Genomic DNA, 18065 nt, shown 5'->3' on the forward strand with positions numbered 1-18065 from the left:
TCCATATTTTATCATTCAGCTATGAGCATGCATATTTTCTTGTTCTCTATCATACCTATTTTACGATATACATACAACACTTTTTCCTATTTCTGCATAATCTTGCTATACTTCTTCTGCCCTGTAAATATTTTTCTATTCCATTTCTTCAAAAAGAATAGTTTGAGCACCATCCCAGAGGACCGCCTCCCCCAATGCGCGCAAATGCTCCTTACCCTCCACAATCGTCAGAAAGTGGTTGCCCGCTAGTTGTCCAACCTTGCTGGCAAAACAGGTACTTCCATACGGGAAAAGAATCTCCGTTTCACTAAACCCGCCTGGATAGAGCAAGATCTGACCCGGTGCGGGATGGCTCGTATGATTTTCATAGCCGATGCCTATATTGAAGTCACCCAGTGGAATCCAGGCCGCCTCTCCACTCCAGCGAGCCTGGATAATTTTATTACGAAACGGCAACAGTTTACGAAATGCCGCGCAAGTCTGTGGGGCATCTGTTTCCTCCATCTGGGCTGTAAATTCAAATGACCCTGCGACAATATGCAGCTTGCTCATCGTTCATTTCTCCATGTTTTGTGTTGTGAGCGCTTTGAGAACTCTTTCCGGCGTCATCGGTTGTTGGGTAAGCCAGATGCCGGTCGCATCGTAAATGGCGTTGGCAACGGCAGCGGCAAAGGGAACCAGCGGCATCTCCGCAACACCACGTGCCCCGAAGGGGCCGTTAGTATCGGCCAGTTCCAAAACGACTGGAATAATCTCAGCGGGCATATCGCGTACAGTTGGCAGCAGATAGGTGCTGAAATAGGGTGTCAGGATATGCCCGTCCTGTATCTGTAGCTCTTCGAGCAGAGCATAACCCAGCGCTTGAGCAAGACAACCTTCGATCTGCCCGGTCACTTGCTGCATATTGATGGCTTTACCAACATCGTGAACGCTGATGATGCTCGTAACCTGCACCTGGCCAGTGACAGTGTTAACCTCGACTGCAACGGCTTGAGCTGTATAACCATAACAATAATTGGGCGTGCCAGTGTAGGTCTCAGGATCGATGGGGGTTGTTGCTGGTGGACGATATTGGGCCGTTGCCTGCGCCTGATAATCGTCGGTATAACTCCACTTCTCGCGCGCTGCCCGGGCCGCATCGTGGACCGCACGCCCACCCATAAGCGTCATACGCGAGGCTGAGGCACTGCCAGCGTTGGGGGCTTCGTGGCTATCGTCGCAAATCATCGCGACTTTTTCGATGGGAAGCTGTAACGTTTCGGCGGCAATCTGGCGCAGAGCAAGATGTGCTCCCTGTCCCACGTCAGCCGCGCCCACTCGTACTTCTGCTCGCTCCATTTCTGCCTCGCCAAAGACCTCCACAGTGGCTGTCGCTTGTTCTGGATAGCCAAAAGAATAACCCACGTTTTTCATTCCACAGGCAATACCAATACCACGCTTGATGTACGATGATACAGCAGATTTCTGAGGGGGCCAGCGCTGTTGCACTTCTTCTATGCAGCGCTCTAATACGGGAAGCGCACTTACCCCTGGAGGCAACGGTCGGTTGGTTGGCTCGATGCCCCCTTCTCGATATATATTGCGACGGCGCAACTCAACCGGGTCCATGCCTAATGCATGGGCCAGGCGCGTGACCATGCTTTCGCAGGCAAAATGGGCCTGAGGAACGCCGAAGCCACGAAATGCCCCGCTGGGAATATTGTTTGTGTAGACTGCATACCCATCGACCGCGATATGGGTGATCTCGTAGCAGCCTGTGACAAAGAAGACAACATCTTTCAACACTTCTGAACTGGTTGAAGCATACGCACCACCATCAGCAATCGCCTCTGCTTTGACGGCTACAATGCGACCGTCCTTTTGCGCTCCCCAGCGGCAATGGAGAATGACCGGGTGCCGTTTATGGTGCGCAATCATAGACTCTTCACGGCTCCAGACGAGCGCCATTGGTCGCCGCAATTTCCAGGTTGCCAGCGCCAGCAAATGTTGCATTGAGAGATCTTCGCGGCCCCCAAATGCCCCGCCAATAGCAGCGTAACGAATGATGACGCGCTCTTTTGGTATCTGGAGAATACGGGCGATCTGGTGACGATCTTCATGCAGCCATTGTCCAGCCGTTTCGACGACGAGCCGCTCTTGCTCATCAATAAAGGCGATGCCTGCTTCGGGCTGTAGGAAGGCGTGTTCCTGCCAGGTGGTAGTAAATGTCTCTTCAAGCACCACATCAGCATGGACCAGTGCCTCATCCGCATTCCCTTTGCGAATAGGAAAATGAGAGAGCAGGTTGGTGCCGCGCTGCGTATGGACCAGTGGCGCGTTGGGTGCCAGTGCTGCTCGTGGATCAGTGACGGCTGGCAGATCTTCGTATGCTACGTTGACCAGTTTTGCTCCTGCAATAGCTGCCTGTTTGCTTTCTGCTACCACCAGTGCCACTTTATCGCCTTCAAAGCGTACGACATCGTGACAGAGGACCGGTTGATCGTCTTCAACCAGCCCATAGGCATTGTATGGCACATCCTCGGCAGTGAGAACGGCGACCACCCCTGGATACTGCAATGCCGCATTGGTATCAATGTGCAGGATGCGAGCATGTGGGCGATGGGCGAAAACCACCTGGAGATGCAGCATGCCGGGTCGCAGCAAATCAGCGGGATAGGCTGTACTGCCCGTGACCTTTCCGTAGGCGTCGGGACGGGGAAGCGATGCACCAATGAGATCTGTCATGCCTGACCTCCTGCACTTAACATGGCATTGAGAATTTTGCGGTAGCCTGTGCAGCGACAGATATTGCCGCTCAATGCCACCTGTATCTGTTCCATTGTCGGATGTGGATGCTCGTCGAGCAGCTTTGCGCCTGCCATCAACATTCCAGGGATACAGAAGCCGCATTGAACCGCTGCCTGATCAATAAATGCCTGTTGCAGTGGATGGAGTTGTTCGCCCTGTGCCAATCCTTCAATTGTGGTGATGGTACTCTGATGAGCTTGCGCGGCTGGCACCAGACAGGACATCACCGCCTGTCCATTCAGCCAGACGGTGCAGGCTCCACACTCACCCTCCGCACAACCCTCTTTCGTTCCAGTCAGGCCAGCATCTTCTCTGAGCGTGTTGAGCAATGTCTTCTGGTGCGCGTTTGTCAGGCGATAGGAAGCGCCATTGATCGTTGTTTCAATGCTTTCGTGTAATGGGTGTCGTTCATGCAAATCAGATGAGGGAGCTGTTTCTAACGATACGCGTGTCGTTGGATCGTTCGTCCAATGCTCAACATCCTGATTGCTTGCGAGGCGCTGCAATCCCTGAGTGACGAGAGCTGCCAGAGTTGCGCGGCGGTACTCGGCGGTGGCGCGGACATCGCCGATGGGACTGACATCCTGAATTGCCAGCGAACCAGCTTCACGACAGATCTCGTCTTCCAGTTGCTTCCCTTTGAGATATGCCTCAGCTGTTTTCGCATGGACAATTGTTGGGGCCAGACAACCCAGCGTGATACGTGCCTCGGAGACGATATCCTGCTCAAACGTCAGCACGAAAGCGAGATTGATCACGGCGATAGCCTGAGCCTGCCGTAATCCTAGTTTGAGAAATAGGCTGCGCTGATTGCTTGAGAGAGCAGGGATACGAATCTCGCGGAGCAGTTCATCCGGTTCGAGTCTGGTGCGGCGCACGCCCAGATAAAAGTCGTACAGCGAGATACAGCGCTCGCCCGCGCTACTGACCAGCACCACTTCGGCATTGAGCGCCATGAGTGGGGTGATTGTATCGTTTGCGGGCGAGGCGGTAATCAGATTGCCAGCGATAGTGGCGCGAGTCCGAATCTGCGGCGCGCCAACTTCTGCACAGGCCTGGACCAGTGGGAGGGCGTAGCGCTGGCAATCGAGCGAGCGTAAGATATCGTTGTGGGTGGTTAAGGCTCCGACGCTTAGCCAACCCGGCTTGTAGCGAATATATTTCAAATCTTGCACGGCAGTAATATCAATTAAGGTCTGTGTTGGTTTGACGCCCCGCTGTAGCTCGACCAGAATATCCGTGCCACCTGCAATCACACGTGCAGACGCTTTATAGTTTTGGAGAAGATCCAATGTTTCTGCAAGACTTGTTGGTTGTAAATAGGTCTCCCACATAGGCCATCGATCGACTTTCTAAGTGTGTCCTGTAGTTAGTATACACCTGACCATTGATAGGTTTCACCGACCTTGCGCTTTTAATAAGTGACCGGACGGCGTGGCAACGATTTTGCCGTTGAGAAATACTGTATGGCCCCGTACAAGAGTACGTAGCACTCGACCAGAGAGTTTCCGGCCAACGTAGGGACTATGAGCGTGGCGATACAGGAGGTCGCTGGCTTGCAAAGAAAAGCTCTCTTGCAAGTTTACCAGCACCAGATCCGCGTCGCATCCGGGGGCGATACGTCCTTTTTGGGGCGAGACATGGAAGCGTCGAGCAACGTACTCCGCCGTGATCGAGGCGATGAGAGGGAGTGCGAGATGATGCCTGGCATGGCCCTCGGTCAACAGGAGTTGCAAAAGCGACTGACACCCTGAGATACCTCCCCAGACCTGGAAAAAATCGCTGCCAGCTTTCATATCGGCTGGTGCGGGCGAATGATCAGAGGCAACCATCGGAATATTCCCAGAAAGAAGATGTTGCCAGAGTGCTTCCTGTTCCATCTGCGAACGAATGGGCGGCGCGCACTTTGCGACTGCTCCCAACGCTTCCACATCGTCTTCGGTGAGAACAAGATAATGGGGGCAGGTTTCACAGCTCACATCAACGCCACGCGCACGAGCAGCAGCAACCAATCGAACGCCACGACCGCTGCTGACGTGGACGATATGTAACGAGCAGCCGGTCTCTTGAGCGAATAAAATAGCCCGCTCGATTGCTTCCAGTTCGGCAACCACTGGACGCGAGGCGAGATAGTCGCGCACACCGGTTCGTCCCTGCTCCTGAGCGCGGCGGGCGAGCGCACTGGTGATCTGGTTGTTTTCCGCATGTACCGCCACAATCAGGCCAAGCTGTGCGGCTCGCTGCATGCCCTCATAGAGCGTCATATCGTCTACGGCCTGGAAATCATCGATGCCGCTGTTGCTCATAAATGCCTTCAGGCCAATGACGCCACATTCAGCCAACTCTTCCAGCCGGTCAAGATTGCCCGGAACCAGGCCGCCCCAGAGCGCGAAATCGACATAGGCGCTGGCCTGGGCCGCCTGCTGCTTGAGACGGAAACTGGCCGCGTCCAGCGTGGGAGGCGTGGAGTTGAGCGGCATATCGAAAAAGGCAGTGGTGCCGCCTGCTGCCAGCGCGCGCGTTCCCGTTGCAAAGCCCTCCCAATGGGTGCGTCCAGGCTCATTGAAGTGAACGTGGGCATCGATCACGCCGGGGAAAATATGCAGGCCGCTAACATCGATTTCCTCGCTGGCGCTCCCTGCAAGCTCTGATGCAATGGCGACGATCCGTTCATCAGCGATGGCGAGGTCGGCCTGACTGACGCCCGCTGCTGTCACCAGCGTACCGTGCCGGAGAAGAAGATCATATTGAGCCATATGTGCCTCGCTTTCAAGCTAAGAGCGATAGGAAGCGTTCCACTACCCGCATCGCAATAGCAACATCTTCGACTTTGACCGATTCGGCGGGATGATGACTGATGCCGCCGCGACAACGGATAAACAGCATGGCAACCGGTGTCAACTTGCTGAGTATCACCCCATCGTGTCCAGCCCCACTAGGCAATATGTGGAGTGGATAGCCTTCCTCTTGAATGGCACGTTCCAGCAGTTGAATGAGATGGGGGTTACAGGCGATGCTGGCGTCCTCTTGCAGCTCTTGCCAGTGCAGACGAATGTTGCGTTGCTCGCTCAGCGCTTTGGCCTGTTCGTAGATGCGTTGGCATGCCTGCTCACGGATGGTATCATCCTGGTGGCGCACATCCAGGCTGAGCGTGACCTGTCCAGGGATTACGTTGCTGGCTCCAGGCTGCACGCTCAATTGTCCGATAGTTGCAACGAGACCAGGGGTACCTCTTGCCAGCGTTTCAACGGTCAGAATAAAGACAGCAGCGACACTGAGCGCATCGCGACGCAGTTCCATCGGGACAGTTCCCGCATGCCCCGCCTGTCCCACAAAATCGATCGAGAAGCGATTTTGCCCGCTGATCGCCGAAACAATACCCACCGGAAGATTATGCGCTTCGAGCGTTGGCCCCTGCTCGATATGGACCTCGCAGTATCCTATAAGTTCGTCGGGCTGCCAGTGGGGAGTTTGCAGCAATTGAGGATCAGGAGTGCCACCAGATGTGCGAATCGCTTCACGCATAGAGATACCGTCGGCGTCAATAAAAGAGAGAAGGCGCGGGGGAAAGGTGCCGGTCATGGCTTTGCTACCAAGATAGGCCGTGTGGTAGCGCAGCCCCTCTTCGTCGGCAAAGGCCAGCACTTCCAGCGCGAAGGAAAGGCGGCGTTGCTGCTGATGCAGGCGCTCAACGCAAGCCAGAGCGGTCAGGACACCTAATGGACCATCGTATTTGCCAGCGTCGCGCACCGTGTCGAGGTGAGAGCCGAGCAGGAACGTCTTTGCGCCTGGAACTTCTGCTTCGTAGCGTCCAATGAGGTTGCCAATAGCATCGTATTGGACGCTCATGCCAGCGGCTTGCATCCAGCCTGCAACTGCTTCTTTAGTCTGACTCAGCGCAGGTGAGGCGAAACGGCGAGTCAGGCGATCCGGTTCTTCGCTGTAGTGAGATAGGATCTCGCAGCGTTCCATAATGGTCTGGGCGGCTGTTATAGTTGATTCCATAGTTCAGCTTCCTCGATATGTGCTATAAGCCCAGGGAGAAACAAGCAACGGGACATGGTAGTGAGCGCTCTCGTCGGCGATGCTGAAGCGAAGAGGGACATCGCCGAGGAATGGCGGCTCTGTCATAGGCAGATGTTGAGCCGCAAAATAGGTTTGCACGGCAAAAATAAGCTCATATGTTCCCACTCTAAATTCCTTGCCAGCTAGCAATGGTTCCTCTGGTCGTCCATTTGCGCCTGTGTGAACAGTTTTCAGCAATGAACGCTCTCCCGTTGTATCGAGCCGCCAGACCTGGATCGTCATCTGAGAGGCCGGGATACCTTGAGCGATATCAAGAACATGAGCCGTGAGATAGCCGCCCATCGTTGGTCGCTCCTACTCTTTTTCGCTGTTTCGCATGGTTAGTTTGATGGTGCCATAGGCCGGGAATGGGTCGCTATACACCTTGATTGTGGGATTGGTCTCGGAAACCGCGATCTGATCCCTGGTACGATTTTGTGCTGCGAACGATACCTCAGCCAACTGTGGAAAGCGTGTCAGCAGGCGCAGTGCCATTTCGTGAACGAGATGTTGAATGGATTCGCTGACAAATTCATGAAAGACGACCTGAATCACATCTCGCACCTGTTCTGCCGGAACATATCGGCGGCGTTTGGGCGTCAACAGGTCTGCGCTCTGTGCATACTTCCAGTATACATCCAGATGGATGAAGAGTGGGCGATCAACGCGCTCGGGCAGGGTCGTGTATTCGTCGTGCAGGAAGCGCGTGAAGGCGCTCCCGGTGACTTTGAGCAACTCCAGGCCAACGCGCCCACACTGATGTTCTATGGGCAGATCAGAGGCACGGGTAAATTCGAACGTTGTGAACGTAAAGTCGCTATGTGATCTGCTGAAGAGCACGTTGCTTGGCTGAAAGGTTTCGGCGTTGGGGACGGGAACCGCTGTGAATGGAAGTTCGCGAGCGGTGAGGAGAAGGCGCTCCATCTGTGGATAGGTCTGAAGAAACTGACGACCCAGCATGGCGAGAAACTCTTCCTGCGTGGCACCTGAAAAAATGAGCGCCTGCCGCAAAATAAAGTTTTTCATGCTATCTGTGGCGACCACATTGCTGTTATCTCCCTGCGTATATGCTGGTAGAAAGTTGTTGCCGATCACTTCCACATCTATTTCAAGGGCGAAGAGAATGTTCTCGCGGCCAGTAAATTGCGATTCAGGGATGGAAGCAATGCCTGTGAGAGGAGGAGCGTAGACGCGATAAACAGGCACGTGGAATTTGCCATAACTGACGGTCATAGTGTTGCTGGTCATGGATATCTCCTGGAACTTGTATGACTGCTAAAAAAATCGAGTCGTGCTTGAGCCATAGAGCATATGCAGCAGTACACCCTTTATAAAAATAAAAGGTAACAGATCCTTTCTTATTCTTGAACGAGATCCTGTAAACGCAGGGCGCAAATTTTTGCAACCTCTTGCAATGCAAGCGCGATTTCTTGCTCGCGGGTATTATTCATCCGTGTCGCGAAACCAGACAGGATACCTTGTTTCTTATTTTCACGTACACATATGATGAAAGGGAAATTAAAACGATCCCAGTAAGAGCGGTTCAATTGAGTAAACATCGTGATCTCAGCGGGGTTCAATCTATCAAGGCCAGCCGATGCCTGTTCGCTGGTAGAGGCGGAGGAGAGCCTGCCGGCAAGGGCGGCTCGTCCAACGAGATCTGGATGTGAGCGTAAGAGCGCGATCTGCTTTTCGAGAGGAGCCTGTTGCATGATGGTGCAGAGTGTTGTATATAGTTCGGCGCGTGTCTGGAAAGGGCGCGTATGCCACGCCTCCGCGACAATCCAGGGTGGACCCTCAAAGAGCGGGGTAAGCGCCTGGATAAAATCCTCACGTTTGAGGATGTTGAGATCGTGTAATGAGAATGATTGTGTTATCATGGCATTTCCGTTGAGCTATTTTCTGCCGACGATAAGAAGCAAAGCAACTGGTTGTGCTATTAACAACGCCAGTTGATTCTGAGAAAATTAGTCATAGGAGAATCTGTGCATTGTTCAACATCCTCTCAATATATAGCGGGGATTGAGGTGGGCAGCGCTCTTCCTTGAGAATGCTATTTCCAATGTGGTTAGTATATACAGTAGAGTCTGTATTGTCAAGTGAGCAATGTCCATATCTAGAAGTCTCATATCTGGATTTTATTGTTGTCTCGCGCTACAATGAGATTGCATTTTTTTTAGAAAGACGTGAAACAATGTTTGTTATGTATTGTAGAACTTACAAGGAAGTTCTCTTGAGCGCTTGCAAGTTGATGCAATTTGTATCTGGTGATGACAGGAGGCTACCATGATTTTCACAAATGCAACGATTATTACCATGAATGCTTATCGTGAGATTATTCACAAAGGCGCGATTGCGATACGCGACAATCGAATTATCGCGGTGGATAAAGCCTCAGTCATTCAGGAGCGTTTTGAGGATGATCATATGATCGATGTGGGCGGGAAAGTGATTATCCCTGGCCTGATCGATACTCACGTCCATCTGGCACAGGCGTTGATTCGCGGCTGTGCTGATGATATGTCGTTGATCCAGTGGTTGTGTGATCGCGTCTGGGTCTTGCAGGGTAATTATACCCATGAAGACGCGTATGTCAGCGCTCGATTATGCATGGCCGAGATGTTGCGTTCTGGCACCACGACATTTCTTGAGGCGATGCTGGCTCATCGCTATGGTTTTGATGGCATTGCACAGGCAGTGGAAGAGAGCGGGATTCGCGCCTGTCTTGGCGGGATCGTGATGGATACTGCCTCTTATGCCTCTGAGCGACTTGTGATGTATCCGGGTATGATCGAGACCCGCGAGATGAGCCTGTCTGGTGTGCTGGAGGCGCATGATAAGTGGCACGGCAAAGCGAATGATCGTCTACACGTCTGGTTTGGCGCACGTACGCCCGGTGGGGTTTCCGCTGAATTGTACCGCGAAATGAGCCAGATCGCGCGTGAACGCAATATGCGTATCACGATGCATCTGGGCGAGGTTGAGGCTGATCGTACATTCGTCATGAATGAATATCATCGTTCGCTGATTGATTTTGCGGAAGATGTCGGCCTGCTTGGTCCACAAACTGTGCTGGTGCATATGGTCTGGCTAACCCCTGAAGAGATCGAGAAGGTGGCCGCGACCGGGACGCATGTGTCGCATAATCCCTCCTCAAACTGCAAGCTCGCCTCTGGTATTTGCAATGTGCCATTGATGCAGGCAAAGGGCGTCAATGTCGCTCTGGGCTGTGATGGTGGCCCCAGCAATAATGACTATGATCTGATCCGCGAAATGAAGCTGGCCGCAATCCTGCACAAAGCGGTCTCGCTTGATCCGCTGATTATGCCTGCCGAGACTGTCCTTGAGATGGCTACGATCAATGGAGCGCGTGCCCTGGGGCTGGATCGAGAGATAGGCTCGCTTGAAGTAGGCAAAAAGGCTGATCTGGTCGTGCTTGACTTTAATCATCTGCATACCACGCCTTCGCCCAATCCCGTTTCCACGCTGGTCTATGCCGCGACGGGCAGCGATGTTGATACAGTGGTGGTTGATGGGAGAATGGTTGTTGAGCATGGCAAGCTCTTGACGATGAATGAAGATGAAGTGATTGAGCAGGCGCGCAAGCACGCTCCTGAAGTGTATCGCCGCGCTGGAATCGATGTAAAACCGCGCTGGCCGATTATCGAATAATTCAGGGTTGTTATCAGGGATTGTGCTCGCCTGACTCTGATGGTTGTGTTGCAAAATGCCCAATACCTCGTAACCGTTCTCTTCTCTTCTGTTTGTTCTATCCCATCAGACGAGGTTTCTTTTTGCAACACAACTAATAGGGCCAGAGATGAGCGATGTTATAGGGGACGACTATTACGTGGAAAAGCTTCTATGGGTTGCTGTCTTTGCTCGGGCGAGTAAGATTGTGTTGGGCGTAAGGCGGTCTGGACGTAAGAGCGGCGCAGGAGGCCAGGTACAGGGCGAGCCTCGAAGTCCAGCGGAGTTGTTTCATCGTTGCCATTGGCAACGCCGAAGATATTGAAGACAAACGTGAGCGTCACACAGATGAGCAGATTCACGATCAGTGCGGCGACGGCAGCATATGTGGGAAGTGTGAACCCCCCAAAATGGAAGACATAGACCGACGATTGGAAGTTCTGAGTGACTACCATCCAGGTGCCAACGATCAATCCCCCCAGCAGACCAGCGATAAGGGCGCGGCAATGGAGCCAGTTTGTGTAGAGACCAATAAACACGGCAGGAAGGATCTGGACAACCCAGATATTACTGAGCAATTGGAAATTGATGATCAGGGTTGTCGGCAGGAAGACGATGAAGATGAGCGCGCCTATTTTCACCAGCAGAGAGGCGGTTTTAGCCGTCCTTGATTCCTCGCGCTCTGTGCAGTCGGGGCGGAAATACTCGCGATAGATATTGCGTGTAAAGAGATTGGCTGTGGCAATAGACATAATGGCGGCAGGTGCCAGGGCACCAATAGCGATAGAGGCAAGTGCAAATCCTGAGAACCAGGCGGGAAACTCTTGTGCGAAGAGGGCCGGTATAGAGGAGTTCGAGCCATAAGGAGATGAAACCTGTATACCAGCAGCAATGGCAACAAAGCCTAGCAATCCAATCAAGCCGATCAGAAGAGTATAAACTGGCAGCAGCGCGGCATTGCGCTTAATCGCTGCTCGGCTATTGGTACTCAACATCCCCGTCAGGTTATGTGGATACAGGAACAGCGCCAGGGCAGATCCCAGTGCCAGAGTAGAATAGGCGCTGTATTGCGATGGCGAAAGCAAATCCTGGAACGTGTTGGGATGTTGCAGCGCTTTCTGGTGAACGACGGCAAAAATATTTGCGAAGCCTCCCAGTTTCATAGGGATGTAGATAATCGCGACCAGCACAACTATCCAGATACAGAGATCTTTCACGATCGCAATCAAGGCTGGTGCCCTCAGACCGCCAACATATGTGTATGCGGCCAGAATGGTAAAGGCAATAAAGAGAGAGACTTCCAGAGGGACACCCATTTGAGCCAGGGAAACCTCGATTCCATACATTTGCAGCGCAATATAGGGCATCGTGGCAACAATGCCCGTGATGGCGACGAGCAGCGCGAGCAAACTGCTGCCAAAGCGTTCGCGCACGAAATCAGCTGGTGTGAGATAGCCACGATGCCGGGCGACCGTCCAGAAGCGAGGCAAAATCAGAAACATGAGGGGATAGGCCAGAAGCAGGTAGGGAACTGCGAAAAAGCCGAGCGCCCCTGAGCTGAAAATGAGCGCGGGTACAGCAATAAAAGAGTAGGCCGTATAAATGTCTCCACCGAGCAGAAACCATGAGACTATCGTTCCAAATCGTCGTCCGGCCAACCCCCATTCCTGAAGTCGATTCAAGTCACCTGCGCGCCAACGCGAGGCGAGAAACCCCAGTGCCGTGACGAACAGAAAGACAATACTGAAAACGATAAGCGCTTGCATGTTAATCATGATAGACTCCGACTCTTAAAAACAATGCAATTGATCTCAGATATAAACAGAGCGGTTGAGAATTTGGCATCGCCGTGCGAAAGAATATTAATCTTTTACCCAATAAAGGGCGGCCATAATCAGAGAAACTATGATCACCCAGAGAAACTGAAACCAGTAAAAGAAGGGAATACCGATGAATGCTGGCTGCTCATAGTTGTAGAAAGATGGAAAAAGCAGGAACACAAAAGGGATTCCCAGGAGGATCAGCCACCAGGATTTTTTAGGATTTTGTGTGTAAGGCCGCATACGTTTTCCTTTCTGCCTCATGTTTATTGCGCGCCGTTCCAGAAAAAGTTGGTTGCCAGACCAGTCAGGCCAAGATGCTGTGCTGTCAATTCGTCGATTCTTGCGGTTGAAAGAGATGCCATATCTATTTCCATAAAGTCGGACATAGAGACCTGTATCCCTTGCAGGTTCGCATAGGCAACGGAGACATTGGTGAGACGTGTACCGAAGAGGAGTGCCCGCTGAAGGTTCGCGCCTGTACAATTAGCGTTGCGCAGGTAGGCAGCGCTGAGGTTAGCGTCGCTGAGGTTCGCCCGGCTCAAGTTTGCCCGGCTTAAATCGGCTCCGCTGAGATTCGCCCCTTTCAAATTGGCCTGGCGGAAATCGGTCCCAATAAGGTCAGACTGGCTCAAGTCTGCTTGAGAGATATACGCTCCGTTTAGATGCGCTTTGCTGAAGTTCGTCTGGCTGAGATTGGCTTCGACAAGGTTGGCACCTCGTAGGTTGGCCTGACAGAGGTATGCGTTTGCTAGATTTGCTTTGCTCAATGTAGCAAAGGTGAGGTGTGCTTTCATCAAATTGGATTTGCTGAGATTGGATCTGCTAAGATTCGCGCTATGCAGACGTGCCTCATCGAAGATAGCTTTCTCGCAATTGGCACCGTTCAAGAGCGCGTTTTGCAAATTGGCCTGGCTGAGGTCTGCGGCACTGAGGTTGGCGTTACTGAGGTTGGCACCACGCAGGTTAGCGCCACGCAGATCCGCCCGGCGCAGATCCACCCCGATCAGGTTGGCCTCGATCAAATAAGCACCGCTTAGATCAGCGCCACTCAGATCGACTCCGCCAAGGTCGGTGGCTCGTAGATCGGTATGGCGTAAATTCGCCCCCCGCAGCTGGGCACCAACCAGATTGACATCGATCAGCACTGCCATGCTGAGATTAGCCATACTTAAATTCGCCCCGGAAAGATTAGCATTGCGAAGATAGGCACCGCAAAGATAGGCACCACCTAGATTGGCATCGGACAGATCGGCATCGCGGATATCTCCACCACTCAGATCAGCCAGGCGCAGATCAGCCAGGCGCAGATCTGCATGATCGAGCATTGGTACACGTCCCTCCCGTTCTGCTGCGAGAATTTCTCTCAGCGCTGCATCTCGTTTGCGTGTGGTAACATTGTCAGACATGCTTCCTCCTGATTTTGCTATGATATGGCATGCAACGAAGCTGTTTAGATTGCACCTGATGCTTATATGTTATATGAAGGCGGTTTATCTGAGATGCGAATAACCGTCGCCTGCACTAAGTCTTGTAAAAGTGCGTGAACATCTTCTTCGCTTCTGCCCATCAGACGTACTAAATCGGGAATGGATCGGCGTCCATTGATCAGTAAAAGGAGGCGTCGATGAGTGCGGGAGAGTCCCAGTTGTTCAATCCTCTGTAGCGCAGTCTTCGGCTGGCTGATAGGATACGGCACCCCGGGAGCAGATGGGGTGTTGAGACGGTCCGTATTGATAGCTCTTCCAAGAGGGTCCGTTTGTGGCAGGGAAGCGCTATTTGAGGTACGGAGAGGCGCATGTGTTATAAGCTTTTCTTCGGATAAAATACGAGAATAAGAGTTGCTAGAACTGGTTGCAGATCGCACAAACTGGCAGACACAGTTTTCCCAGTTGCTTAGTTTGTTGAGTGCTTCTGCACCGCTACGTCGCCCTAGCCGGACTTCAGTGATCTTTCCACGTACGAAAACAACGAGACCTTCTTCTGTTGCGGACCCATTCCCAGGTCTCGCTATTAAATGGCCCGTTTCGTACCGTGATTGCAGCTTTTGAATAATGTCAACCAGTCTGCTGACGACTTCTTGTTGTTGCCACATGAAATTGCCTCCACCGATGAAATGCCATAGAATCAGTTCCGATGGATAGTCTCACCGAGATATTATGGTTTGTTTCAACTCCTTTCTTTTTCCTGCCAGATGTGAGCTATCCCTGCTCATGGAATGTACCTGAAGATGTACATTCAACCGAAGCGGCTTTCGGCACACATTAAGGAACAACGACAATGCATGATAGACTTCCCTGTAACGACATCAGATAAATAATGAGCTAAATAGATCCTTAGACATTTTACAGCACGATTTAGGTGGCAGAAACTTTTCAATCAACTAACAGTACCATAGTACTGTGTATCGAGTAAGTAGAGAAGAAAACGTTATAGAACATTCATCATGACATCATGAAATAAAGAGGAGAGTACGCATAACAGTTAAATAAAAAAAGAATTCGTAACAATTTGAAATGCTCACCCTGGAACTCACATGCATGGCATGTTATGATACTCCCACCGTTTATCCTTGTGCGATAAACGAGCTATCACATTGGAATTATCACTAGAGGAAAGAAGAGAACACGAGACGTATGCATGAAAATGGACATGCCCGTGCCGGCGTTGCTGTGGACGAGCGTATACTGACGGCACTTCATGCCACTCATGGCGTAACTTTATTACGAGGCATCTTTGACAATTCCACCGGAAAATCTGTATTGCACTTATTGCACACGTTGACGCAGGCAGAACCCGATCCGGTGCAGACGGCCACTGCTTATAGTCATGCTTTTCAATCATTGGTGCAGGCAGCTCAAAACGGGGAGATTGCGTCGTTGTCTGATGCCTGGCAGGGATTTCTTGTCAATCGCTTGCTTGACTACGACAATCCCTGGAGTCGATATATTGAGCGTTATGGTTCTGCTACCGTTGCGCCGTCTTTGCGCCAGCAGGCGGAGCGTGATCTCAGCACTCTTCAGCGCCTCTTTCAAATACCAGCAGAGACCTTCTTGCGTTTGACCCTGGATGTTGTGACGCCATCCATGCCAGTACTGCAAGATGCCTGGGTTCCCTGGTGCCATCTTGTTGGGGCTGTTGATGAGGATGCAGCTTCTCCGCGTGCTACATTAATACAGCGAATCGTTGAATGCGAGGATTGGAGAGAGCTGATCGACCCGTTGGAGCAGCATTGGAAAGTGTACGGGACCGGCCTGCTGGCGCGCTATCATGCCTTGCGCTGGTTGGGGTCCAATGAGGGGCTGCAAGGGATCGCGCATCCAGATCTGGTTCAATTGACAGGCTTAATCGGCTATGTGCGCGAGCAGAATCGGATCAAGGCGAATACTGAGCGCTTTCTTGCCGGTTTACCTGCCCATGATGTATTGCTCTATGGCCCTCCGGGAACTGGCAAATCCTCTACGGTCAAGGCGCTCGTCAACGCCTATGCCGATCAAGGGTTACGCTTGGTTGAGGTGCGCAAAGAGCATCTAGGCGATCTCCCTCGCATAGTTGCGCAGTTGCGCAATCGAGCACCGCGCTTTCTGTTGTTCATCGACGATCTTTCGTTTGAAGAGCACGAAACCGAGTACAAAGTGCTGAAAATGTTGCTGGAGGGAACGGCCGAGGCTCGTCCTGCTAATGTGCTGATCTATGCGACGACCAATCGTTTGAATCTGGTGCGCGAATACTTTTCGGATCGTGGCAAGCCGACCGAGGATGTTAACTGGCGCGACACAATGGACGAGAAGCAATCGCTGGCTCATCGTTTCGGATTGCGTATCACCTTTATGGCTCCCGATCAGGAGCGCTATGTGCATATTGCGTCGGGACTTGCCCGTCAGCGTGGGATAACTCTTTCCGATGAGGCGCTGCGGGAGCGAGCGTTGCAATGGGAGCGTCAACACGTTGGGCGTTCTGGCCGTGTCGCTCGTCAGTTTGTGGACGAGTTGGAGGCCGAGTTAAAGCGAGAACAACTCTAGGCTCCCAATGCCTGCTTTTCCGAAAAATTCCAGCGCGAGCAGAAACTTTTCCTGGGCAATCGTCGTGATCCATAGCGATGAGAGACTTGTGTAGAGAAAATTGATCTATAGATAGATTGATACAGCTATGAACACAGCACATAAATGGAACGAGCAGGTATACCAGGTGCCTCTGGAGGGGACGATGACCCTTGAAGGCAATTTGAATATCCCGGCCCAGGCACAGGGTGTGATTCTGTTCGCGCATGGCAGTGGGAGCAGCAGGCATAGTCCGCGCAATCAATTTGTTGCCCACGTCCTCTACGACGCCGGTTTTGCCACGCTGCTCATCGATCTCCTGACTTTGCAGGAAGAGGCCAAAGATCGCTCTACGGGATATCTGCGTTTTAACATAGACCTGCTGAGCAAGCGGGTCATCGCGGTTACAAACTGGCTGACACAGCATGAAGCGACGAGAACATTCAAGGTGGCCTACTTTGGCGCGAGTACTGGTGCTGCTGCGGCGCTGGTGGCCGCAGCTGAAATGCCGCAAGTCATTGGCGCAGTTGTCTCGCGCGGTGGACGCCCCGATCTGGCTCACACTTCCTTACCCCTTGTGCAGGCTCCTACTCTGTTAATCGTTGGTTCTCTGGATCGGGAAGTTCTGAAACTAAACAATATTGCGGCCGCAATATTGCAATGTGAGAAGCGCGTCGAAGTTGTCGGAGGAGCCACGCACCTCTTTGAAGAGCCGGGCGCGCTGGAACAGGTCGCACAACTTGCCAGCGAGTGGTTTACCCGCTACCTTTCTACTGGCGGCCCTCGGGAATAGTTGCAAGTTACCAGTCACTAAAAGTTTATCTCAAATAGATTAGATTGAGAGATGAACGATGGAAGAAACACGCTATCGGGATCGCAGCCAGGCAGGATGCATGCTGGCAAGCAAATTGGCTCTGTATGCAGGGCAGTCGAATGTCCTGGTGTTGGCATTGCCTCGCGGAGGAGTGCCGGTTGCCTTTGAGGTTGCAAAAGCGTTGCATGCGCCGCTGGATGTCTTTCTCGTGCGGAAACTGGGAGTGCCGGGTCAGGAAGAACTGGCGATGGGAGCGATTGCCAGTGGTGGCATCCAGGTCATCAACGAGGATGTGGTGCGGATGCTGCATATTCCATTGCCAGTCATTGAGGATGTAGCAAGCAGGGAGCTACTTGAACTGAAGCGGCGCGAGCGGCTCTATCGCGATGATCGCCCGCTGCCGACCATCCAGAACCGCGTCGTTATTCTGATCGATGATGGTCTGGCGACGGGAGCGACGATGCGCGCTGCTGCTCATGCACTGCGCCTGCAACATCCTGCCCGTCTGGTGGTTGCGGTTCCGGTGGCTGCACTCCAGAGCTGCGATGCGTTACGTGCTGAAGTTGATGAGGTGATCATTCCCCTGACCCCGGAATTTTTTCGTGGCGTTGGTTGGTGGTACGAGGACTTTTCGCAGGTCTCCGACGAAGAAGTGCATGATTTGCTGGCGCTGGCAGAGCATGAGCACCACTCGGTCGCCTGAGGTTGTGCTAGCCCCGTTAGAAATATGAGATATCTCCCTTCGCTGTGGCGGATCTCCTGTCCCGAGACGTATCTGCCATGCTGGTATGAAGCGTGTTAGAGAGAGAACGACGAACGAACAAGGAGGCACATCTTTTAGAATATGGG

General features: G+C 52.4%; 16 protein-coding genes. 4 read left to right on the forward strand and 12 right to left on the reverse strand.

Translation table 11 applies throughout. The features are described from left to right. Positions 1-135 precede the first annotated feature (135 nt). From K3T83_RS33485 to uraD, 8 genes are all read right to left on the reverse strand, one after another. The gene (locus tag K3T83_RS33485; RefSeq protein ID WP_220207258.1) at positions 136-552 is read right to left on the reverse strand and encodes a DUF3830 family protein; all 417 of its coding nucleotides are present in this window, start codon (positions 550-552) and stop codon (positions 136-138) included. Positions 553-555: 3 nt separating this feature from the next. Next, positions 556-2724, reverse strand: coding sequence for a xanthine dehydrogenase family protein molybdopterin-binding subunit (locus K3T83_RS33490; RefSeq protein ID WP_220207259.1), 2169 nt, complete (start codon positions 2722-2724; stop codon positions 556-558). After that, positions 2721-4121 carry an FAD binding domain-containing protein gene (locus K3T83_RS33495; protein WP_220207260.1) on the reverse strand — a complete coding sequence of 467 codons (1401 nt, stop codon included), beginning with the start codon at positions 4119-4121 and terminating at the stop codon, positions 2721-2723. Before K3T83_RS33495 ends, K3T83_RS33490 begins: the two co-directional genes overlap by 4 nt. Positions 4122-4184: 63 nt before the next feature. Further along, positions 4185-5543 (reverse strand): allantoinase, encoded by a 1359-nt coding sequence (locus K3T83_RS33500; protein WP_220207261.1) that lies wholly within the window; start codon positions 5541-5543, stop codon positions 4185-4187. Between the two features lie 13 nt (positions 5544-5556). Then, positions 5557-6792, reverse strand: a complete 1236-nt coding sequence (locus K3T83_RS33505) for an allantoate amidohydrolase (RefSeq protein ID WP_220207262.1) — start codon at positions 6790-6792, stop codon at positions 5557-5559. A gap of 3 nt (positions 6793-6795) precedes the next feature. Beyond that, entirely contained in the window at positions 6796-7155 is a 360-nt protein-coding gene (gene uraH, locus K3T83_RS33510; protein WP_220207263.1) for a hydroxyisourate hydrolase, read from the reverse strand. A gap of 12 nt (positions 7156-7167) precedes the next feature. Next, a complete protein-coding gene (gene pucL / locus K3T83_RS33515) occupies positions 7168-8100 on the reverse strand; it encodes a factor-independent urate hydroxylase (protein WP_220207264.1) in 933 nt (310 codons plus the stop codon). 110 nt (positions 8101-8210) lie between these two features. After that, positions 8211-8732 (reverse strand): 2-oxo-4-hydroxy-4-carboxy-5-ureidoimidazoline decarboxylase, encoded by a 522-nt coding sequence (gene uraD, locus K3T83_RS33520; RefSeq protein WP_220207265.1) that lies wholly within the window; start codon positions 8730-8732, stop codon positions 8211-8213. A gap of 406 nt (positions 8733-9138) precedes the next feature. On the opposite strand from uraD, the gene K3T83_RS33525 reads away from it, so the two are divergent. Continuing rightward, entirely contained in the window at positions 9139-10524 is a 1386-nt protein-coding gene (locus tag K3T83_RS33525) for an amidohydrolase family protein (protein WP_220207266.1), read from the forward strand. Positions 10525-10682: 158 nt separating this feature from the next. On the opposite strand, the gene mctP is transcribed toward K3T83_RS33525, so the two are convergent. From mctP to K3T83_RS33545, 4 genes are all read right to left on the reverse strand, one after another. After that, positions 10683-12314: a monocarboxylate uptake permease MctP gene (gene mctP / locus K3T83_RS33530; RefSeq protein WP_373324627.1), complete on the reverse strand. Its 1632-nt coding sequence runs from the start codon at positions 12312-12314 to the stop codon at positions 10683-10685. 90 nt (positions 12315-12404) lie between these two features. Next, positions 12405-12605, reverse strand: coding sequence for a DUF3311 domain-containing protein (locus K3T83_RS33535; protein ID WP_220207268.1), 201 nt, complete (start codon positions 12603-12605; stop codon positions 12405-12407). Between the two features lie 23 nt (positions 12606-12628). After that, positions 12629-13771 (reverse strand): pentapeptide repeat-containing protein, encoded by a 1143-nt coding sequence (locus tag K3T83_RS33540; protein WP_220207269.1) that lies wholly within the window; start codon positions 13769-13771, stop codon positions 12629-12631. A gap of 62 nt (positions 13772-13833) precedes the next feature. Beyond that, complete coding sequence (locus K3T83_RS33545; RefSeq protein WP_220207270.1) at positions 13834-14457, reverse strand: hypothetical protein; 624 nt, start codon at positions 14455-14457, stop codon at positions 13834-13836. Positions 14458-14998: 541 nt separating this feature from the next. Between K3T83_RS33545 and K3T83_RS33550 the strand changes: the two genes are divergently transcribed. From K3T83_RS33550 to K3T83_RS33560, 3 genes are all read left to right on the forward strand, one after another. After that, the gene (locus K3T83_RS33550) at positions 14999-16384 is read left to right on the forward strand and encodes an ATP-binding protein (RefSeq protein ID WP_220207271.1); all 1386 of its coding nucleotides are present in this window, start codon (positions 14999-15001) and stop codon (positions 16382-16384) included. A gap of 127 nt (positions 16385-16511) precedes the next feature. Further along, positions 16512-17195 (forward strand): dienelactone hydrolase family protein, encoded by a 684-nt coding sequence (locus K3T83_RS33555; RefSeq protein WP_220207272.1) that lies wholly within the window; start codon positions 16512-16514, stop codon positions 17193-17195. A gap of 58 nt (positions 17196-17253) precedes the next feature. Then, positions 17254-17919 carry a phosphoribosyltransferase gene (locus K3T83_RS33560; RefSeq protein WP_220207273.1) on the forward strand — a complete coding sequence of 222 codons (666 nt, stop codon included), beginning with the start codon at positions 17254-17256 and terminating at the stop codon, positions 17917-17919. The last annotated feature ends 146 nt before the right edge of the window (positions 17920-18065 follow it).

It is taken from the genome of Reticulibacter mediterranei, from assembly GCF_016587455.1.